Annotated in this window: 14 protein-coding genes and 1 pseudogene; 8 read left to right on the top strand and 7 right to left on the bottom strand. The window is 70.2% G+C overall.

The features are described 5' to 3' along the window. Positions 1 to 124: 124 nt before the first annotated feature. Entirely contained in the window at positions 125 to 469 is a 345-nt protein-coding gene (locus ASD21_RS15420; RefSeq protein ID WP_056443197.1) for a hypothetical protein, read from the bottom strand. A gap of 322 nt (positions 470 to 791) precedes the next feature. On the opposite strand from ASD21_RS15420, the gene ASD21_RS24005 reads away from it, so the two are divergent. Continuing rightward, a complete protein-coding gene (locus ASD21_RS24005) occupies positions 792 to 944 on the top strand; it encodes a hypothetical protein (RefSeq protein WP_156398396.1) in 153 nt (50 codons plus the stop codon). Here the strand turns inward: ASD21_RS24005 and ASD21_RS15415 are convergent. After that, on the bottom strand, positions 941 to 2,347 hold the full coding sequence (locus tag ASD21_RS15415) for an amidase family protein (RefSeq protein WP_056442981.1): 1,407 nt from the start codon (positions 2,345 to 2,347) through the stop codon (positions 941 to 943). The genes ASD21_RS24005 and ASD21_RS15415 overlap by 4 nt on opposite strands. A 313-nt stretch (positions 2,348 to 2,660) precedes the next feature. Between ASD21_RS15415 and ASD21_RS15410 the strand changes: the two genes are divergently transcribed. Continuing rightward, positions 2,661 to 4,046 carry a sensor histidine kinase gene (locus tag ASD21_RS15410; RefSeq protein WP_082554796.1) on the top strand — a complete coding sequence of 462 codons (1,386 nt, stop codon included), beginning with the start codon at positions 2,661 to 2,663 and terminating at the stop codon, positions 4,044 to 4,046. Further along, positions 4,007 to 4,465: a response regulator gene (locus tag ASD21_RS15405; RefSeq protein ID WP_082554795.1), complete on the top strand. Its 459-nt coding sequence runs from the start codon at positions 4,007 to 4,009 to the stop codon at positions 4,463 to 4,465. The genes ASD21_RS15410 and ASD21_RS15405 overlap by 40 nt, the downstream gene beginning before the upstream one ends. Positions 4,466 to 4,776: 311 nt before the next feature. Here the strand turns inward: ASD21_RS15405 and ASD21_RS15400 are convergent, their stop codons facing one another. After that, on the bottom strand, positions 4,777 to 6,471 hold the full coding sequence (locus tag ASD21_RS15400) for an acyl-CoA dehydrogenase family protein (RefSeq protein WP_056442975.1): 1,695 nt from the start codon (positions 6,469 to 6,471) through the stop codon (positions 4,777 to 4,779). A 105-nt stretch (positions 6,472 to 6,576) separates the two neighbouring features. Here ASD21_RS15400 and ASD21_RS15395 point away from each other — a divergent pair, with 105 nt between their 5' ends. Continuing rightward, positions 6,577 to 7,203, top strand: coding sequence for a glutathione S-transferase family protein (locus tag ASD21_RS15395; RefSeq protein ID WP_056442971.1), 627 nt, complete (start codon positions 6,577 to 6,579; stop codon positions 7,201 to 7,203). A gap of 40 nt (positions 7,204 to 7,243) precedes the next feature. On the opposite strand, the gene ASD21_RS15390 is transcribed toward ASD21_RS15395, so the two are convergent. The 3 genes from ASD21_RS15390 to ASD21_RS15380 all read right to left on the bottom strand — a co-directional run bounded on the left by ASD21_RS15390 (position 7,244) and on the right by ASD21_RS15380 (position 9,985). After that, positions 7,244 to 8,023: a site-2 protease family protein gene (locus ASD21_RS15390; protein WP_056442968.1), complete on the bottom strand. Its 780-nt coding sequence runs from the start codon at positions 8,021 to 8,023 to the stop codon at positions 7,244 to 7,246. After that, positions 8,020 to 8,505 carry an endonuclease domain-containing protein gene (locus ASD21_RS15385; protein ID WP_056442965.1) on the bottom strand — a complete coding sequence of 162 codons (486 nt, stop codon included), beginning with the start codon at positions 8,503 to 8,505 and terminating at the stop codon, positions 8,020 to 8,022. Before ASD21_RS15385 ends, ASD21_RS15390 begins: the two co-directional genes overlap by 4 nt. 169 nt (positions 8,506 to 8,674) lie before the next feature. After that, positions 8,675 to 9,985: an aspartate aminotransferase family protein gene (locus tag ASD21_RS15380; protein WP_056442961.1), complete on the bottom strand. Its 1,311-nt coding sequence runs from the start codon at positions 9,983 to 9,985 to the stop codon at positions 8,675 to 8,677. Between the two features lie 143 nt (positions 9,986 to 10,128). On the opposite strand from ASD21_RS15380, the gene ASD21_RS15375 reads away from it, so the two are divergent. The 3 genes from ASD21_RS15375 to ASD21_RS15365 all read left to right on the top strand — a co-directional run bounded on the left by ASD21_RS15375 (position 10,129) and on the right by ASD21_RS15365 (position 14,004). Next, entirely contained in the window at positions 10,129 to 10,818 is a 690-nt protein-coding gene (locus tag ASD21_RS15375) for a GntR family transcriptional regulator (RefSeq protein ID WP_056442958.1), read from the top strand. 244 nt (positions 10,819 to 11,062) lie between these two features. Next, positions 11,063 to 12,550, top strand: coding sequence for an aldehyde dehydrogenase (locus tag ASD21_RS15370; protein WP_056442952.1), 1,488 nt, complete (start codon positions 11,063 to 11,065; stop codon positions 12,548 to 12,550). Then, the gene (locus ASD21_RS15365) at positions 12,547 to 14,004 is read left to right on the top strand and encodes an NAD-dependent succinate-semialdehyde dehydrogenase (protein WP_162250241.1); all 1,458 of its coding nucleotides are present in this window, start codon (positions 12,547 to 12,549) and stop codon (positions 14,002 to 14,004) included. The genes ASD21_RS15370 and ASD21_RS15365 overlap by 4 nt, the downstream gene beginning before the upstream one ends. An 88-nt stretch (positions 14,005 to 14,092) precedes the next feature. Here ASD21_RS15365 and ASD21_RS24795 read toward each other — a convergent pair. Continuing rightward, positions 14,093 to 14,176: pseudogene (locus tag ASD21_RS24795) on the bottom strand (hypothetical protein); the annotation flags it as partial. Between ASD21_RS24795 and ASD21_RS15360 the strand changes: the two are divergent. Further along, positions 14,177 to 15,544: an aspartate aminotransferase family protein gene (locus ASD21_RS15360; RefSeq protein WP_056442949.1), complete on the top strand. Its 1,368-nt coding sequence runs from the start codon at positions 14,177 to 14,179 to the stop codon at positions 15,542 to 15,544. The last annotated feature ends 3 nt before the right edge of the window (positions 15,545 to 15,547 follow it).

Genomic DNA, 15,547 nt, shown 5'->3' with positions numbered 1-15,547 from the left:
GGGGGAGGTGTCGGCGAAGCCGACGGAGGGGGGAGTGATCGGACGCCGACCAAGCCTGCGATCCGCGACCCGAAAACGCCCCCCACCGATCGCTTCGCGATCGCCTCCCCCATAGGGGGGGGATTTAGAAACTGAACGCCAGCTTCGCCCCCACGAACTTGCCGTCGGGGTCGTAGCCGCGGGCGCGGCCGGCGCCGCTGTCGTCGGCGTTGGGTTTGAGGCCGCACAGCAGGCCCGCGCCCAGCACGGCGTCGCCGGCCTTGCTCTCGACCGAGGTCCGCGCCACCCCGGGCGGGAGCGGCGTCGGGGCCCGCGAATACAGCACCGGCAGGCCGGGCGCGGTCAGGTCCAGGGGCTTGGCCGGGGCCAGGGACAGCTTGGGGGCGGGCCGCGTCGCCTCGGCCTGGGCGACGCCGGCGAGGGCGAAGGCCGCGGTCAGGGCGAGCGGGGCGAGGCGGAGAGCGACCATCATGTCTCCAAGATGGGAAGCCGGCGGCGGGCCCCAAGGGTCCTCCAAACGCCTCCCCCGGTAAAGCGCGCACGCGCCGTCCAGCCTGCGACGCCGCATCGCAGCAAAACCCTTGTGAATGACAACGTTGTCATTTAATGTCGCGCTCATGGGGACGATTTGATGTCCCGCCCAACTGGATGAAGAAAATGCTCAGCCTGATCGTTCTGACCCTCTCGGCCATCAAGGCGCAGCGCGACGCCGCCTGAAACGCTCAAACAGCCCGCTTCGGCGGCTGATCTTAAAAGGCCCGCGAACCCTCCGGTTCGCGGGCCTTTTCGTTGTGCGGCGCAGCATCGGCCGTCCGCGACAGAACGTCGCCGGTCCGCGCAAGCTGGGCCTGTCGGGCGAGCTGTGGCACGCCGACTGCGCCCGGCCGCTCTGGGACAGCAGCGCCGAGACGCTTCGCAGGTGGGGCCTGGCGGACCGGACCTAGCGTCCGGCCGCCGCGATCTCCGCGGTCAGGCCGAACGCCGTGGCGATCTGCCCGGCGAACGCGATCGTGGTCAGATCCTCCAGGAACGGACCGATGAACTGCGCGCCGATCGGCAGGCCGTCGCGGGTGCGCCCGATCGGCGCCGCCGTGGCCGGCAGGTGCGGCATGCCGGCGATCAGCGGCCAGGCGGTCTGCGGGGCGAAGGCGACGTCGGCGCCGTCGATCCGCAGGGTCCGGTTCAGCCCCGGCCAGGGGTCGTGATCGGCGAACTGCGGAAAGGCCGGCGTGGCGTAGCAGGGCGCGATCACCACGTCGAAGGCCTTGAAGAAGTCGTCCCAACGCCGCCGCAGCATCTCCTGGGCGATCAGGCAGTCGTAGTAGTCCTTGACCGTGCCCTTGGGCTCGGGCGCGTCGGGGTTCATGCCGGTCCTGTAGGTCCAGGCGAACTTCTCCACCAGCGCGTGGGAGTCGGCCAGTGACGGCAGCAGCGGGCTCTCCCGCGACACCGAGGTTCCGGCCTTCTCAAGTTCCGCCGCCAGGGCGTCGATGGCCCCGACGATCTCGTCGTCGACCGTCGCGGTCGGATGCCCGGTCAGGACGAACACCCGATAGCCGGAGAGCGTGGCGTGCCGGGGCGGCGGCAGGTCCAGCCGGTAGGCCGCGGCGTCGCGCCCTTCCGGGCCGGACAGCACCTTGAGGGCCAGCGCCAGGTCCTCGGCCGTGCGCGCCATCGGCCCCGCCGCCGCCCAGGCCCGGCCCACGATGACGCCGCCGCCCGGCGGTCCATGTCCCTCCAGCGAGATCAGCGGGAACGACGACAGGTGGCCGTGGACGCCGCAGAACGAGGCCGGAATGCGGATCGAGCCGCCGGCGTCGCCGCCCAGCTCCAACGGCACCATGCCCGCCGCCAGGGCGGCCGCCGATCCGCCCGACGAGCCGCCGCACGACCTCGCCAGGTCGTGCGGATTGCGGGTCCGGCCGTAGATCGGGTTGTCGACCTGGTAGTCCGCCAGGCCGGCCGCGACATTGGTCTTGCCCAGGATGACCGCGCCGGCCGCCTTCAGCCGTCGCACCGCCGCGGCGTCCTCGGTGGGCCGGTAGTCGCGCGCGATCTCCAGTCCGAACGTGGTCGGCAGGCCGGCGATGTTGAAGCATTCCTTGACGGTCATGGGCACGCCGGCCAGCGGCAGGTCGGCGCCCAGGGCGACGGCCAGGTCGACCTGGCGGGCCTGGCCGCGCGCGCGATCGAAGTCGCGCACGACCACCGCGTTGATCGGCCCGTCCAGCGCCTCGATCCGGGCGATCGCCGCGTCGGTCAGCTCCAGGGCGCTGACGGATCCGGCGCGGACGGCCTGGGCGAGCGCCGTCGCGCTCGCCGTCGGCGATGCGGCAAGTTCATGCATGGTGGAGACCCCTTCGGTTGAGGGGTCCGAAAGCTACGCATAAAACGCCGCTCGCCAATTCTTGAACTGAGTTATTTCATCCCCAATTCCAGTATGCCGGAGGGGCGAGGCGGCGAACTTCGCCGAACTCGGAGCCCGGCTCGGCCGGCCGCGAACCGTCCTTTTAATCCGTCATTCCCGCCCTGAAACGACGGGGATACGCCGCTACCGACAATGAGCGGCTCCGGCGCCGACCACGCACGTGTCGCGCCCGCGAGCGAGGCTGGATTGACCCAGATCAACGCGCGGACGTGACCGTGTCTGAGGATGTGGCATGTCGATGACCATTCGCGTCAGTACGATCCTCTCCCTTCGAGGCATACTGGCCGATCGGCCCGGTGTGCTTGGCGATCTGGTCATCTGCGTCTTCGGAGTCGGCGCCGCCCTGGCCCTTCGTCTTGCCCTGAGCCCATGGATCGAGGGCGCGCAGTTCATCACCTTCTTTCCGGCGGTGATCCTCGTGACCTTGTTCTGCGGAACATGGCCAGGTCTGGTGGCGATCGGTCTCTCGGTTCTGGCCGCGACCCAGGTGTTGCACGGCGGCGAAGTTTCGCTCGCCCAGGCCAACGCCGTCGTGCTGTTTGTCATCGTCGCCACCATGGACGTGTCGATCATCTCGGCCATGCTCGCGGCGAACGCCGCCCAGAAGGCGTCGTCGCAGCGGATCGGAGAGCTGAACGCCAGCCTGCGCCGGAGCGAGGCGAAGTTCCGCAACCTGATCGAGACCGCCCCCGACGCCATGGTGATCGCCGACAAGGACGACCGCATCGTCATCTTTAACGCCCAGGCCGAACACATGTTCGGTTACGCGCGCGCCGAGCTGATCGGCCAGTCGATCGCCGTCCTGCTGCCGGAACGGTTCCGGCAGCCCCACGCCGGCAAGGTCGCCGCGTTCCTGGCAAGCCCGGGCCTGCGGCGGATGGGCGAAGGCGCCGATATCTTCGGGCGGCGCAAGGACGGCACGGAATTCCCCGTGGAATCCAACCTCAGCCTGCTGCCGGGCGAGGACAACGACCTGGTCTGCGCCGCGATCCGCGACATCACCGCGCGGCGGGAGAGCCGCGAGTTGCAGAAACTGTTGATCCGCGAGCTCAATCATCGCGTGAAGAACACCCTCGCCAGCGTTCAGTCGATCGTCCACCAGACCCTCAAGACCGCCGGTTCCCCAGAGGCCTTCAGCGAGGCTCTGACCGCACGGCTGGCGGCCCTGTCGCAGAGCCACGATGTGCTCACGCGCAGCGATTGGTCAGGCGCCGACGTCCGCGAGATCGTCGCCGAGCAGCTGCGCCCCTACGGGAGCGGTTCCGCCTGCCGGTTCAGCGTGACGGGGCCGGATGTAAAGCTGCAGCCTAATCGGGCGGTGACTCTCGGCATGGTGCTCGGCGAACTCGCGACCAACGCGGCCAAGTACGGGGCGCTCTCCAACAGGGGCAGGGTCGCGGTGCGATGGAGGCGGCGTTCGGAGCTGGGCGCGCCTCGCCTGCGACTGCTCTGGCTCGAGCGCGGCGGCCCTTGCCTCGCCGTCCCGACGCAGCGCGGGTTCGGCACGCGGCTGATCGAACGCAGCTTGGTCGGCCTGGGCGGGGCGGCGCGCCTACGCTTCGGTTCCCGCGGCGTCGCATGCAGGCTCGACTTCCCGCTGCTGGAAACCGAGACGTGAGCTCTCGCGGAGACTCCCGAGACCTGGCGGGCCGGCGCATTCTCCTGGTCGAGGATGAGCCGTTGCTCGCCATGTTGGTCGAGGACCTGATCGGCGAGGTCGGCGGCGTCGTGGTGGGGCCGGCGGGCTCGGTCGATGAAGCCCTCAAGGTTTTGGCGGCGGGCAAATTGGATGGCGCCATCCTTGATGTGAATCTGGGCGGCGAAATGGTCTATCCCGTCGCCGATACGCTCGCTGCTCAGGGCGTGCCCTTCGTCTTCGTCACCGGCTACGGCCGCCATGGCATGACAGGGACCCACAGCGAACGGACGACCGTCCAGAAGCCATTCAATCCGACGACCTTCGCCGATGAGGTCGCGGCGGCCCTGTTTCCACCGGACAACGCGGCGTGCGCCGCGGCCTTTTCCCCGGGTTCATAGTCCCTGGAGATCGGCGCCAGCTCACGGTGATGCTCGAACTCGCCGAAGCCGTCCTCCTTGAGGGCCACCACGCTCGGATACAGGTCGGACTCGCGCGACTGAAATTCTCGACCGTGACACGGATGGGCTGGGACATGTCCGCCTCGCTGCGTGTGGGTGCGGACTCAAATACACGGGTTGGAATGACGGGCGGATCAGGCGATCCGCCTGAAGCGGCCGAGGACTTACCCGATATGTCCGGCATCCCCCTTGGCGGACGCGGCGCGGGCGGCCGAGATCGCGGCCGCCCGCAATGGCCTGTCGATCTCTCCCTAGTTTCCCTCTTCCAGCAGACGCCGGGCGATGACCTGGGCCTGGATCTCGCCCGCCCCCTCGAAGATGTTGAGGATGCGGGCGTCGGCCAGCAGGCGGCTGGCGACATATTCCATCGCGAAGCCGTTGCCGCCGTGGATCTGCAGGGCGTTGTCGGCGGCGGCCCAGGCGACGCGGGCGGCGATCAGCTTGGCCATGCCGGCCTCCAGGTCGCAGCGCTTGCCCTCGTCCTTCTGGCGGGCGGCGAAATAGGTCAGCTGGCGCACGCCCATGATCTCGGCGGCCATCATGGCCAGCTTGTTGTGGACGCGCGGGAATTCGAAGATCGCCTGGCCGAACTGCTTGCGGTCCAGGGCGTAGCCGAGACCGGTCTCCAGCGCCGCCTGGGCCACGCCGACGGCGCGGGCGGCGGTCTGGATGCGGGCGCTCTCGAAGGTGGCCATCAGCTGCTTGAAGCCCTGGCCGGGCACGCCGCCCAGCAAGTTCTCGGCCGGCACCGCGAAGCCGTCGAAGCCCAGCTCGAACTCCTTCATGCCGCGATAGCCGATCACCCCGATCTCGCCGCCGCTCATGCCGTCGGCCGGGAAGTCGTTGCCCTCGACGCCGCGCGGCTTGGGGGCCAGCAGCATCGACAGGCCGCGATAGTCGGTGGTGGCCGGGTCGGTGCGGACCAGAAGGGTCATGACGTCGGCGCGGGCGGCGTGGGTGATCCAGGTCTTGTTCCCGGTCACCACGTATTGCTCGCCCTTGAGTTCGGCGCGGGTGCGCAAGGATCCCAGGTCCGAGCCGGTGTTGGGTTCGGTGAACACGGCGGTCGGCAGGATCGAGGCGTCCGAGATCTTCGGCAGCCAGTACTGCTTCTGGTCTTCCGTGCCGCCGGTCAGGATCAGCTCGCCGGCGATCTCCGAGCGGGTGGCCAGCGAGCCGACGCCGATCCAGGCCCGCGACAGCTCCTCGGACACCACGCACATGGCGGTCTTGCCCATGCCGCTGCCGCCGTACTCCTCGGGGATGGTCAGGCCGAACACGCCCAGGGCGCCCAGCTCCTCGACCAGCTCGATCGGGATCAACTGGTCCTTCAGGTGCCATTCGTGGGCGAACGGGGTGACCTTTTCCTCGGCGAAGGCGTGGAACTGGTCGCGGATCATCTCGAAGGTCTCGTCCAGACCGGTGTGCTCGAGGGTCGGACGGCCGCGGGCCTCGGCCAGGCGCCGGGCGACCCGGGTCTTCACCGCTTGCGTGCCGCCCTCGACCATCAGCTTCATCAGGCCGTTGGAATAGAGGCGGTTCAGCACCGAGCGGTCGGTGATCAGGTGGGCCGGACGGACGATCTCGCCCTGGTTCATCGGCACGCCGCCGACCAGCTGGGCGCAGTATTCGGAAAACAGCAGCTGGGCCAGCAGGGCCTCGATCTCGCCGAACCGGCCCTCGGCCTCCAGCCGCTCGGCCCAGCCGGCGACCTGGTTCAGCAGCTCGGCATAGGCGGCGTACCAGCCGTAGCCGTGCACCTGGTGCTGATGCTCGTCGGCCAGGGCGCGGTCGATCTTGCCGTTGGCGCCGGTGATCGCCGCCTTCACCGCCGGCTTGGCCTCGGCCACGAACAGCTGGGCCGCGCCGGCGGCCTCGCGCAGCAGGCCGGTCAGCCCCGGCAGGATCAAGGGTTGGGTGGTTTCCTGGGCGACCGCTGTGGTCATGGCTTGCTCCCGTGCGCCGAACAGTTGTTTTCTTTCACTCTGGAGCTTTTCGCACCTGCGAGCAATGCCGCAGTGCAACATAAATGGCCCAAAAGGGGAAGAAACATGCTGGTCGTCCACCACCTCAACGAGTCGCGCTCGCAGCGCATCCTGTGGCTGCTGGAGGAGCTGGGCCTGCCCTACGAGATCAAGTTCTACACGCGCGACGCCCAGACCCGCCTGGCGCCGCCCGAGCTGATCGCCGTCCACCCGCTGGGCAAGTCGCCGGTGCTGACCGATGGCGAAGCGACGATCATCGAGAGCGGGGCGATCACCGACTATGTGATCCGCCGCCACGCCGGCGGCCGGCTGGCGCCCGATCCGGCCGGCCCCGACTACGACGCCTACCAGCAGTGGCTGCACTACGCCGAGGGCTCGGCCATGCTGCCGATGCTGCTGCGGATGTATGTCGGCCGGCTGGGCGCGGCGGGGGCGCCGCTGCATCCGCGCATCGAGGGCGAGATGGCCAACCACCTGTCCTATGTCGACGGCGCGCTGGCCGGCCGCCAGTTCTTCGTCGGCGACAGCCTGACCGGCGCCGACATCCAGATGAGCTTCGTGGCCGAGGTCGCCAAGGCGCACGGCAAGCTAGCGGACTATCCGAACCTGGAGGCCTGGATCGGCCGCATGCACGCCCGCCCGGCCTGGCGGGCGGCGCTGGCCAAGAGCGGGCCGTACGGCCTGGGGCAATAGGCCCGCCGGAACCCTCTCCCCGCGCGGGAGAGGGGAGGGCTCACCCCTCCCAGAACCGGAACGCGTGATACCCCGCGCCGATGTCCGGCCGCGACACGCCGAACAGGTCGGTGATCGTCACCACCACGCTCAGGATGGCGTCGTTGACCGCCGGCACGAGGAAGATCGCCAGGAACAGGCCGATGAACACCAGGTTGCCGAATTTCAGCGCCCGCTGCTGGACCTCGGCCGGCAGGTAGGGGCGGATCACGCCGAAGCCGTCCAGGCCGGGCAGGGGCAGCAGGTTCAGCACCAGGGCGAAGGCCTGCAGGAAGGCCAGGAAGGCGGCGGCGCGCGACAGCGGGCTGGTCTGCACGCCGAACGCCCGGTCGGCGGCCAGGCACGCGGCCAGGCCGATCAGCACCGTCAACGTGCCCAGCGGTCCGGCCAGCGAGGCCAGGGCCCGGCCGCGCTTGCTGCGCATCAGGTCGTCGCGCAGATAGACCGCCCCGCCGGGAAAGCCGATCCCGCCCAGGGCCAGGGCGAGCAGCGGCAGGATCAGGCTGGTCGACAGGTCGGTGTATTTCAGCGGGTCCAGGGTCAGATAGCCCTTCTCGGCGATCGTGTGGTCGCCGGCCTTGTAGGCCACGAAGGCGTGGGCGAACTCGTGGATCGAGACGCTGAGGATCCAGCCCGCCACCACGAAGGCGAAGGTCAGCACGCCGGGCGGGTCGGGCAGCCGGGCCAGGGCGAAGGCCAGGCCCGTGAAGATGACGATCAGGATCAGGGCGTTGGGGCTGATCGGAGCGGGCTTGGCGGGACGGGCGTCTGCGAGGGTCATCCGTCCTTATACCCACACCCGAGGACAGAGCGAAGGCTCAGCTTCCTCTCCTCACCCGCGCAGCGGGGAGGTGGCGCGGCGCCGATAGGCGACGTGACGGAGGGGGCGTCCCGGCCGTTCCGCTCGCGAATGAGCGCCGTGGCCAGGTCCCAGATTCCATCCGCCACGCCGGTCGGGTCGGCGAACACGTCGGCGGCGGCGTAACGCACGATCGTCAGGCCTTTCCGCGCCATCCAGGCGTCGCGGCGTGCGTCATGCTCCGGTGCGTCGCCCATGTTGTGACACCAGCCGTCGATCTCGATCACCAACCTGGCGTCCGCGCAGTAGAAGTCGGCGACGTATGGCCCGATCGGGTGCTGGCGGCGGATGCGGGGCCCGTCGGGCTGGCGGGCGCGCAGGCGGACCCAAAGCATGACCTCGGGCGGGCTCATGGTTCGGCGCAGGGTTTTGGCGCGCGAGTGTGTCTCGGCTGAAGACCTCATGGGTTGAGTATGCCGCCGAACGCCCCCTCCGTCACGCTGCGTATTCGCAGCGCGCCACCTCCCCCGTTTCACGGGTGAGGAGGAAGCGGCGCGGATCTTCTCCTCCCCCGTGAAACGGGGGAGGTGGCGCGAGGCGCAGCCTCGTGACGGAGGGGGCGTCCAGGCGGCCTCAGTCCACCCCCGTCAGCACCGCGCGGATCGTGTCCACCACCTGGTCCACCTGCGCCTCGGTGATGATCAGCGGCGGCGATAGGGCGATGATGTCGCCGGTCACGCGGATCAGCAGGCCCTTGTCGAAGGCGGTCTCGAAGGCGGCCATCGCCCGGGCGGTCGGCGCGCCCGGCCTCGGCTCCAGCTCGATCCCGGCGATCAGGCCGAAGTCGCGGATGTCGATCACGTGGCGGGCGTCCTTCAGCGAATGCACGGCCGCGCGCCAGTAGGGCTCCATGTCCAGGGCCCGTTGGAACAGGCCTTCCTCCTGATAGACCTCCAACGCCGCCATGCCGGCCGCGCAGGCCAGGGGGTGGGCCGAATAGGTGTAGCCGTGGAACAGCTCGATGGGCGCGTCGGCGCCGTCCATCATCGCCTGGTAGATCCCCTCCGAGGCCGCCACCGCCCCCGCCGGGACGGCGGCGTTGGTCAGGCCCTTGGCCATGCAGATCATGTCCGGGATCACCCCGAACCGCTCGGCCGCGAAGGCCGCGCCCACCCGGCCGAAGCCGGTGATCACCTCGTCGAAGATCAGCAGGATGTCGTGCTTGTCGCAGATCGCCCGCAGGCGTTGCAGATAGCCCTCGGGGGGGACCAGCACGCCGGTCGAACCGGCCACGGGCTCGACGATCACGGCGGCGATGTTGGACGCGTCGTGCAGGGCGACGATGGCTTCCAGCGCGTCGGCCAGCTCGGCGCCGTTCTTGGGCAGGCCCTGGCTGAACAGGTTGCCCGCCACGCCGTGGGTGTGGGGCAGGTGGTCGACGCCGGTCAGCAGCGAGCCGAAATACATCCGGTTCTTGGGGATGCCGCCCACCGAGATGCCGCCGAAGCCGACGCCGTGATAGCCGCGCTCGCGGCCGATCAGCCGGGTCTTGGTCCCGTTGCCGCGGGCCCGGTGATAGGCCAGGGCGATCTTCAGGGCGGTGTCGACCGACTCCGAGCCCGAGCCGGTGAAGAAGATCCGGTCCAGGCCCGGCGGGGTGATCTGGGCGATGCGGCTTGCGAAGGCGAAGGCCGCCGGATGGCCCATGTTGAAGCTGGGGGCGTAGTCCATCTCGCCGGCCTGGCGACGGATCGCCTCGACGATCCTCGGCCGGTTATGCCCGGCGTTGACGCACCACAGGCCCGAGGTGGCGTCCAGGATCCGGCGGCCGTCGGGCGTTGCGTAGTGCATGCCCTCGGCGTGGCTGAGCATCCTCGGATTGGCCTTGAACCGCCGGTTGGGCGTGAACGGCATCCAGAAGGCGTCGAGGTCGTTGGTCGCCATGGGGAGCTCCGGATCAGGCTTGCATTGTGATCGCAATTGGAGGTCTGCTGGCAAGACCAAACCGGACAAGCCGGGGCCGGAGATGGGGACACACACTCATCCCGCGGCCGGTGTGATCGTGGCTCGGGCAGAGGAGTGAGTGTGTGTCCCCGGCTTCCACAGGCTCTCAGAGACGTCCCCTCGCCGACAGCCTGGCCGTCCACGACCAGGTCTACGAAGCCATCCGCCAGGCCCTGATCAACGGCCGCATCGCGCCGGGCGTCGGGGTGTCCCTGCGCAGCCTGGCGGCCGAGCTGGGCGTGTCGCCGATGCCGGTGCGCGACGCCGTGCGGCGGCTGGTGGCCGAGCGGGCCCTGGCGATCAATCCGGCCAACAAGCGGCTCAGCGTGCCGTCGCTGACGGCGGCCCGGCTGGAGCAGCTGTCCCAGGCCCGGCTGTGGGTCGAGCCGGAGCTGGCGGCCCGCGCCGCGCCCCATGTCGACGCCGCCCTGGTCAAGCGCCTGCGCGACCTGGACGCCGCCGTCGACGACGCCCTGAAGCTGGGCGACGTCGACGCCTACATGACCGCCAACCACGACGTCCACTTCGCCATCTACGAGCGGGCCGACGCCGAGGTGCTGCTGGCCATGGCCGGCGGCCTGTGGCTGCAGATCGGACCGTTCATGCGCGTGGTGTTCGGCCGGGTCGGCGCCGACGGCCTGGTCGCCGACCGCCACGTCGAGGCCGTGGAGGCCTTGAAGGTCCACGACGCCGAGGGCGCGCGCCGGGCCATCGCGGCCGACCTGTCGGAGGGCATGGACAAGATGCGGGCGGCGGTGGAGGCGGGGCGGTGAGCCTCTCCTCACCCGTGAAACGGGGGAGGTGGCGCGTCGCGCAGCGACGTGACGGAGGGGGCGCTCGCCGCCACCGGACGCCCCCTCCGTCACGATGCGTATCCGCATCGCGCCACCTCCCCCGCTGCGCGGGTGAGGAGGAAGGGCGCCCAACCGTCAGGCGCCGGCTCTTCAGCGCGCGTCCCCACCTTGACAGTGGCTCCCCCACCGCAAACTGTGATCACAATTTTCAGAAAGATCCCGCGTGACCGCCCCGTCCATCTTCGACGCCCTCAAGAGCCTGTCCCTGCCGGGGCTGGCGGTGATCGACGGCGCCTTGGTCGGGGCGGCGTCGGGCAAGACGCTCGACAACGTCTCGCCGCGCGACGGGACGGTGATCAACCGGGTCGCCGCCTGCGAGGGCGTCGACGTCGACCGCGCCGTGGCCGCCGCCCGGGCCGCCTTCGAGGACGGCCGCTGGCGCGACCAGGGCCCGCGCGCCAAGAAGGCCGTGCTGTTCAGGCTGGCCGAGCTGATGGAGCGCGACGCCGAGGACCTGGCGCTGCTGGAGAGCCTGGACACCGGCAAGCCGATCCGCGACGCCCGCGCCGTCGACATCCCGTTGTCGATCGGCACGACCCGCTGGTACGCCGAGGCGCTGGACAAGATCTATGGCGAGGTCGGGGCCTCGCCGATCGACCGCCTGAGCTGGGCCGTCCACGAGCCGCTGGGCGTGGTCGGGGCCATCGTGCCGTGGAACTTCCCGCTGCACATGGCGATGTGGAAGGCCGCCCCGGCCCTGGCCATGGGCAATTCCGTGGTCCTCAAGCCCGCCGAGCAGTCGCCGCTGACGGCGCTGAAGCTGGGCGAGCTGGCCCTCGAAGCCGGGCTCCCGGCAGGGGTGCTAAACGTGGTCCCCGGCCTGGGCGGCGTGGCGGGCGAGGCCCTGGCCCTGTCGATGGACGTCGACATGATCGCCTTCACCGGCTCGGGCCTGGTCGGCCGCCGGCTGATGGACTATTCGGCGCGCTCGAACCTCAAGCGCGTCTCGCTGGAGCTGGGCGGCAAGTCGCCCCAGATCGTCTTCGCCGACTGCCCGGACCTGGACGCCGCCGCCGAAGCGGCCGCCTGGGGCGTGTTCTATAACCAGGGCGAGGTCTGCACGGCCGCCTCGCGGCTGCTGGTCGAGGAGGGGATCAAGGACGCCTTCCTCGAGAAGGTGATCGCCGTCGCCAGGACCATGGTCCCCGGCGACCCGCTGGACCCCGCGACCGTGTTCGGCGCCATGGTCAGCGAGCGGCAGATGCACACCGCCCTGGACTACATCGCCGCCGCCGACCGCCAGGGCAATCGCCGGCTCCTGGGCGGGAAGCGGGTGCGTCGGGAGACGGGCGGCTTCTATGTCGAGCCGACCATCTTCGACGGCCTGGAGCCCGATCACACCCTGGCCCGCGAGGAGGTGTTCGGCCCGGTGCTGGGGGTGCAGACTTTCAAGACCCAGGACGAGGCGATCGCCCTGGCCAACGACACCGTCTACGGCCTGGCCGCCGGCCTGTGGACCAGCGACATCAACCGCGCCCTCGGCTCGGCTCGGCGGCTGAAGGCCGGGCTGGTGTGGATCAACGGCTGGGACGCCTGCGACATCACCATGCCGTTCGGAGGCTTCAAGCAGTCGGGTTTCGGTCGCGACCGCAGCCTTCACGCGTTGCACAAGTACGCCGACCTGAAGTCGGTGTCCGTGACGCTGAGGTGATGACCATGACGCTCGAACTTGTCGAAACCGCCGCCTTCATCGACGGCCTGTGGATCGAGAGCGAAACCACGTTCGAGGTCCTGAACCCCGCCGACGGTTCGGTGATCGCCCAGGTCGCCGACCTGGGCGCGTCGGAGACCAAGGTCGCCATCGAGGCCGCCCATCGCGCCTTTCCGACCTGGGCCGCCAAGACCGCCAAGGAGCGCGGGGCGATCCTGCGCAGATGGTCCGACCTGATGCTGGCCCACGCCGAGGCCCTGGCCCGGCTGATGACCGCCGAACAGGGCAAGCCCCTGGCGGAGTCGCGGGGCGAGGTGGCCTACGGCGCGGCGTTCATCGACTGGTTCGCCGACGAGGCCAAGCGGGCCTACGGTCATGCAATCCCCAGTCCTATGCCCGGCAAAAGGCTGATGTCGATCAAGCAGCCGGTCGGGGTCTGCGCGGCCATCGCGCCGTGGAACTTCCCGATCGCCATGATCACCCGCAAGGTCGGCCCGGCCCTGGCCTCGGGCTGCACCGTGGTGGTCAAGCCGGCAGCCGAGACCCCGCTGTGCGCCCTGGCCATCGCCCGCCTGGCGACCGAGGCGGGCGTGCCGGCGGGCGTGCTGAACGTCGTCACCGGCAAGGACAGCGCCGGCATCGGCAAGGCCCTGTGCGACGACGCGCGGGTGCGCAAGCTGTCGTTCACCGGCTCGACCCCGGTGGGCAAGACCCTCTACGCCCAGTGCGCCGGCACCATGAAGAAGCTCAGCCTGGAGCTGGGCGGCAACGCGCCGTTCATCGTCTTCGACGACGCCGACCTGGAGGCCGCCGTCGACGGGGCGATCGCCAGCAAGTACCGCAACACCGGCCAGACCTGCGTCTGCGCCAACCGGCTGATCGTCCAGTCGGGCATCCACGACGCGTTCGTCGCGCGGCTGACCGAGAAGGTCGGCGCCATGAAGGTGGGGCCGGGCACGGGCGAGGGCGTGACCATCGGTCCGCTGATCAACGCCAAGGCCATCGCCAAGGTCGAGAAACTGGTGCGCGAAGCCGTGGAGCAGGGCGCCAAGGCCACGGTGGGCGGCGAACGCCACCACCTGGGCGGGCTGTTCTGGCAGCCCACCGTGCTGACCGGCGCGACGCCGCAGATGCGTCTGTTCCAGGAGGAGATCTTCGGCCCGGTCGCGCCGATCGTGAAGTTCGACACCGAGCAGGAAGCCATCGATCTGGCCAACGCCACCCCGTTCGGCCTGGCCTCCTACTTCTACAGCCGCGACGTCGGCCGCTGCTGGCGGGTGGCCGAGGCCATCGAGGCGGGGATGGTCGGGATCAACGAAGGCATCATCTCCACAGAGGTGGCGCCGTTCGGCGGGGTCAAGGATTCCGGGCTTGGCCGCGAGGGGGCTTCGGAGGGGCTCGATGAGTACCTGGAGACCAAGTACCTGTGCTTTGGCGGGGTGGGTTCCGGATGACCGACGCCCTGACACCCCCTCCGTCACGAGGCTGCGCCTCGCGCCACCTCCCCCGTTTCACGGGGGAGGAGAAGGATCGCGCCGCTTCCTCCTCACCCGCATCGCGGGGGAGGTGGCGCGCTGCGGATACGCAGCGTGACGGAGGGGGCGTTCGGCCCAGCAGGTTGGCCCCATGACCCCCAAACCCGCCAACGCCCCCATCCTGTCCGACCTGATCCAGGACGAGGCCCGCCGGTTCGTCGCCGAGCATCCGCGCTCGTGCGCCCTGTCGCGGCAGTCGGCCGACGTCTGGCGGGGCGGGGCGCCGATGCACTGGATGACCGACTGGGCCAGTCCGTGTCCGATCTTCGCGGCCCAGGGCGTCGGGGCCCAGATCACCGACGTCGACGGCAAGCTGTACGACGACTTCTGCCTGGCCGACACGCCGGCCATGTTCGGCCACGGCCAGGAGGCGGTCGCCCGGGCCGTCGCCGACCAGGCCCGGCGCGGGACCGGCTTCATGCTGCCCACCGCCGGCGCGGTGATCGTCGGCCGGCTGCTGGCCGAGCGCTTCGGCCCGCCGCTGTGGCAGATGGCGACCACGGCCAGCGACGCCAACCGCGCCGCCATCCGCTGGGCCCGGGCGGTCACCGAGCGGCCGGTGATCCTGGTGTTCGACGGCTGCTATCACGGCATGGTCGACGACGCGTTCGTGACGCTGAAAGACGGCGTTCCGGCGATGAAGGCCGGCCTGCTGGGCCAGGTCCACGACCTGACGGCCACCACCCGCGTCGTGCCGTTCAACGATCCCGAGGCCCTGGCCGCCGCCCTGGCGCCCGGCGACGTCGCCGCCCTGCTGGCCGAGCCGGCCATGACCAATTGCGGGATGATCCTGCCGCAGCCGGGCTTCCTGGACGTGATGCGCGACCTGACGCGCCAGGCCGGGACCCTGCTGATCCTCGACGAGACCCACACGCTCTCCACCGGCCCCGGCGGCTACGCCCGGGCCCATGGGCTGGTTCCGGACATGCTGGTGGTCGGCAAGGCCATCGCCGGCGGCGTGCCGGCCGCCGTCTGGGGCGTGACCGCCCAGCTGTCCGAACGGATGGACGCCGCCGCCGCCCGGGTCGGGCCCGGCCAGTCGGGGATCGGCACCACCCTGTCGGGCAACGCCCTGGCCCTGGCGGCCATGCGGGCCATGCTGACCGAGGTGATGACCGACGCCGCCTACGCGCGGATGCTGGCCGGGGCCGGGCGGCTGGTCGAGGCCCTGCGGAAGATGATCGCCGGGCGCGGCCTGCCGTGGTCGGTGGTCCATGTCGGCACCCGGGTCGAGCTGGTCTTCGCCGCCTCGCCGCCGAAAAACGCCGCCGCCATGCGCGAGGCGCTGGACCCGGACCTGCTGTCCGCGCTTCATCTGTGGCTGATCAACCGAGGGGTGCTGATCGCGCCCTTCCACACCATGATGCTGGTGTCGCCGATGACCGAAGACGCCGCCATCGACCGTTTGGTCGAGGCGGTGGACGGGTTCGCCGGGGCGCTGGAGGGACTGAGTTTATGACGA

The organism is Caulobacter sp. Root1455 (assembly GCF_001426905.1).
Taxonomy (GTDB): Bacteria; Pseudomonadota; Alphaproteobacteria; order Caulobacterales; family Caulobacteraceae; genus Caulobacter.
This window is presented reverse-complemented; position numbering and strand designations above follow the sequence as displayed.

Coding starts and splice junctions, on each gene's coding strand:
- ASD21_RS15420 (WP_056443197.1), bottom strand. CDS start 469: ATGGTCGCTCTCCGCCTCGCCCCGCTCGCCCTGACCGCGGCCTTCGCC.
- ASD21_RS15415 (WP_056442981.1), bottom strand. CDS start 2,347: ATGCATGAACTTGCCGCATCGCCGACGGCGAGCGCGACGGCGCTCGCC.
- ASD21_RS15410 (WP_082554796.1), top strand. CDS start 2,661: ATGTCGATGACCATTCGCGTCAGTACGATCCTCTCCCTTCGAGGCATA.
- ASD21_RS15405 (WP_082554795.1), top strand. CDS start 4,007: ATGCAGGCTCGACTTCCCGCTGCTGGAAACCGAGACGTGAGCTCTCGC.
- ASD21_RS15400 (WP_056442975.1), bottom strand. CDS start 6,471: ATGACCACAGCGGTCGCCCAGGAAACCACCCAACCCTTGATCCTGCCG.
- ASD21_RS15395 (WP_056442971.1), top strand. CDS start 6,577: ATGCTGGTCGTCCACCACCTCAACGAGTCGCGCTCGCAGCGCATCCTG.
- ASD21_RS15390 (WP_056442968.1), bottom strand. CDS start 8,023: ATGACCCTCGCAGACGCCCGTCCCGCCAAGCCCGCTCCGATCAGCCCC.
- ASD21_RS15385 (WP_056442965.1), bottom strand. CDS start 8,505: ATGAGGTCTTCAGCCGAGACACACTCGCGCGCCAAAACCCTGCGCCGA.
- ASD21_RS15380 (WP_056442961.1), bottom strand. CDS start 9,985: ATGGCGACCAACGACCTCGACGCCTTCTGGATGCCGTTCACGCCCAAC.
- ASD21_RS15360 (WP_056442949.1), top strand. CDS start 14,177: ATGACCCCCAAACCCGCCAACGCCCCCATCCTGTCCGACCTGATCCAG.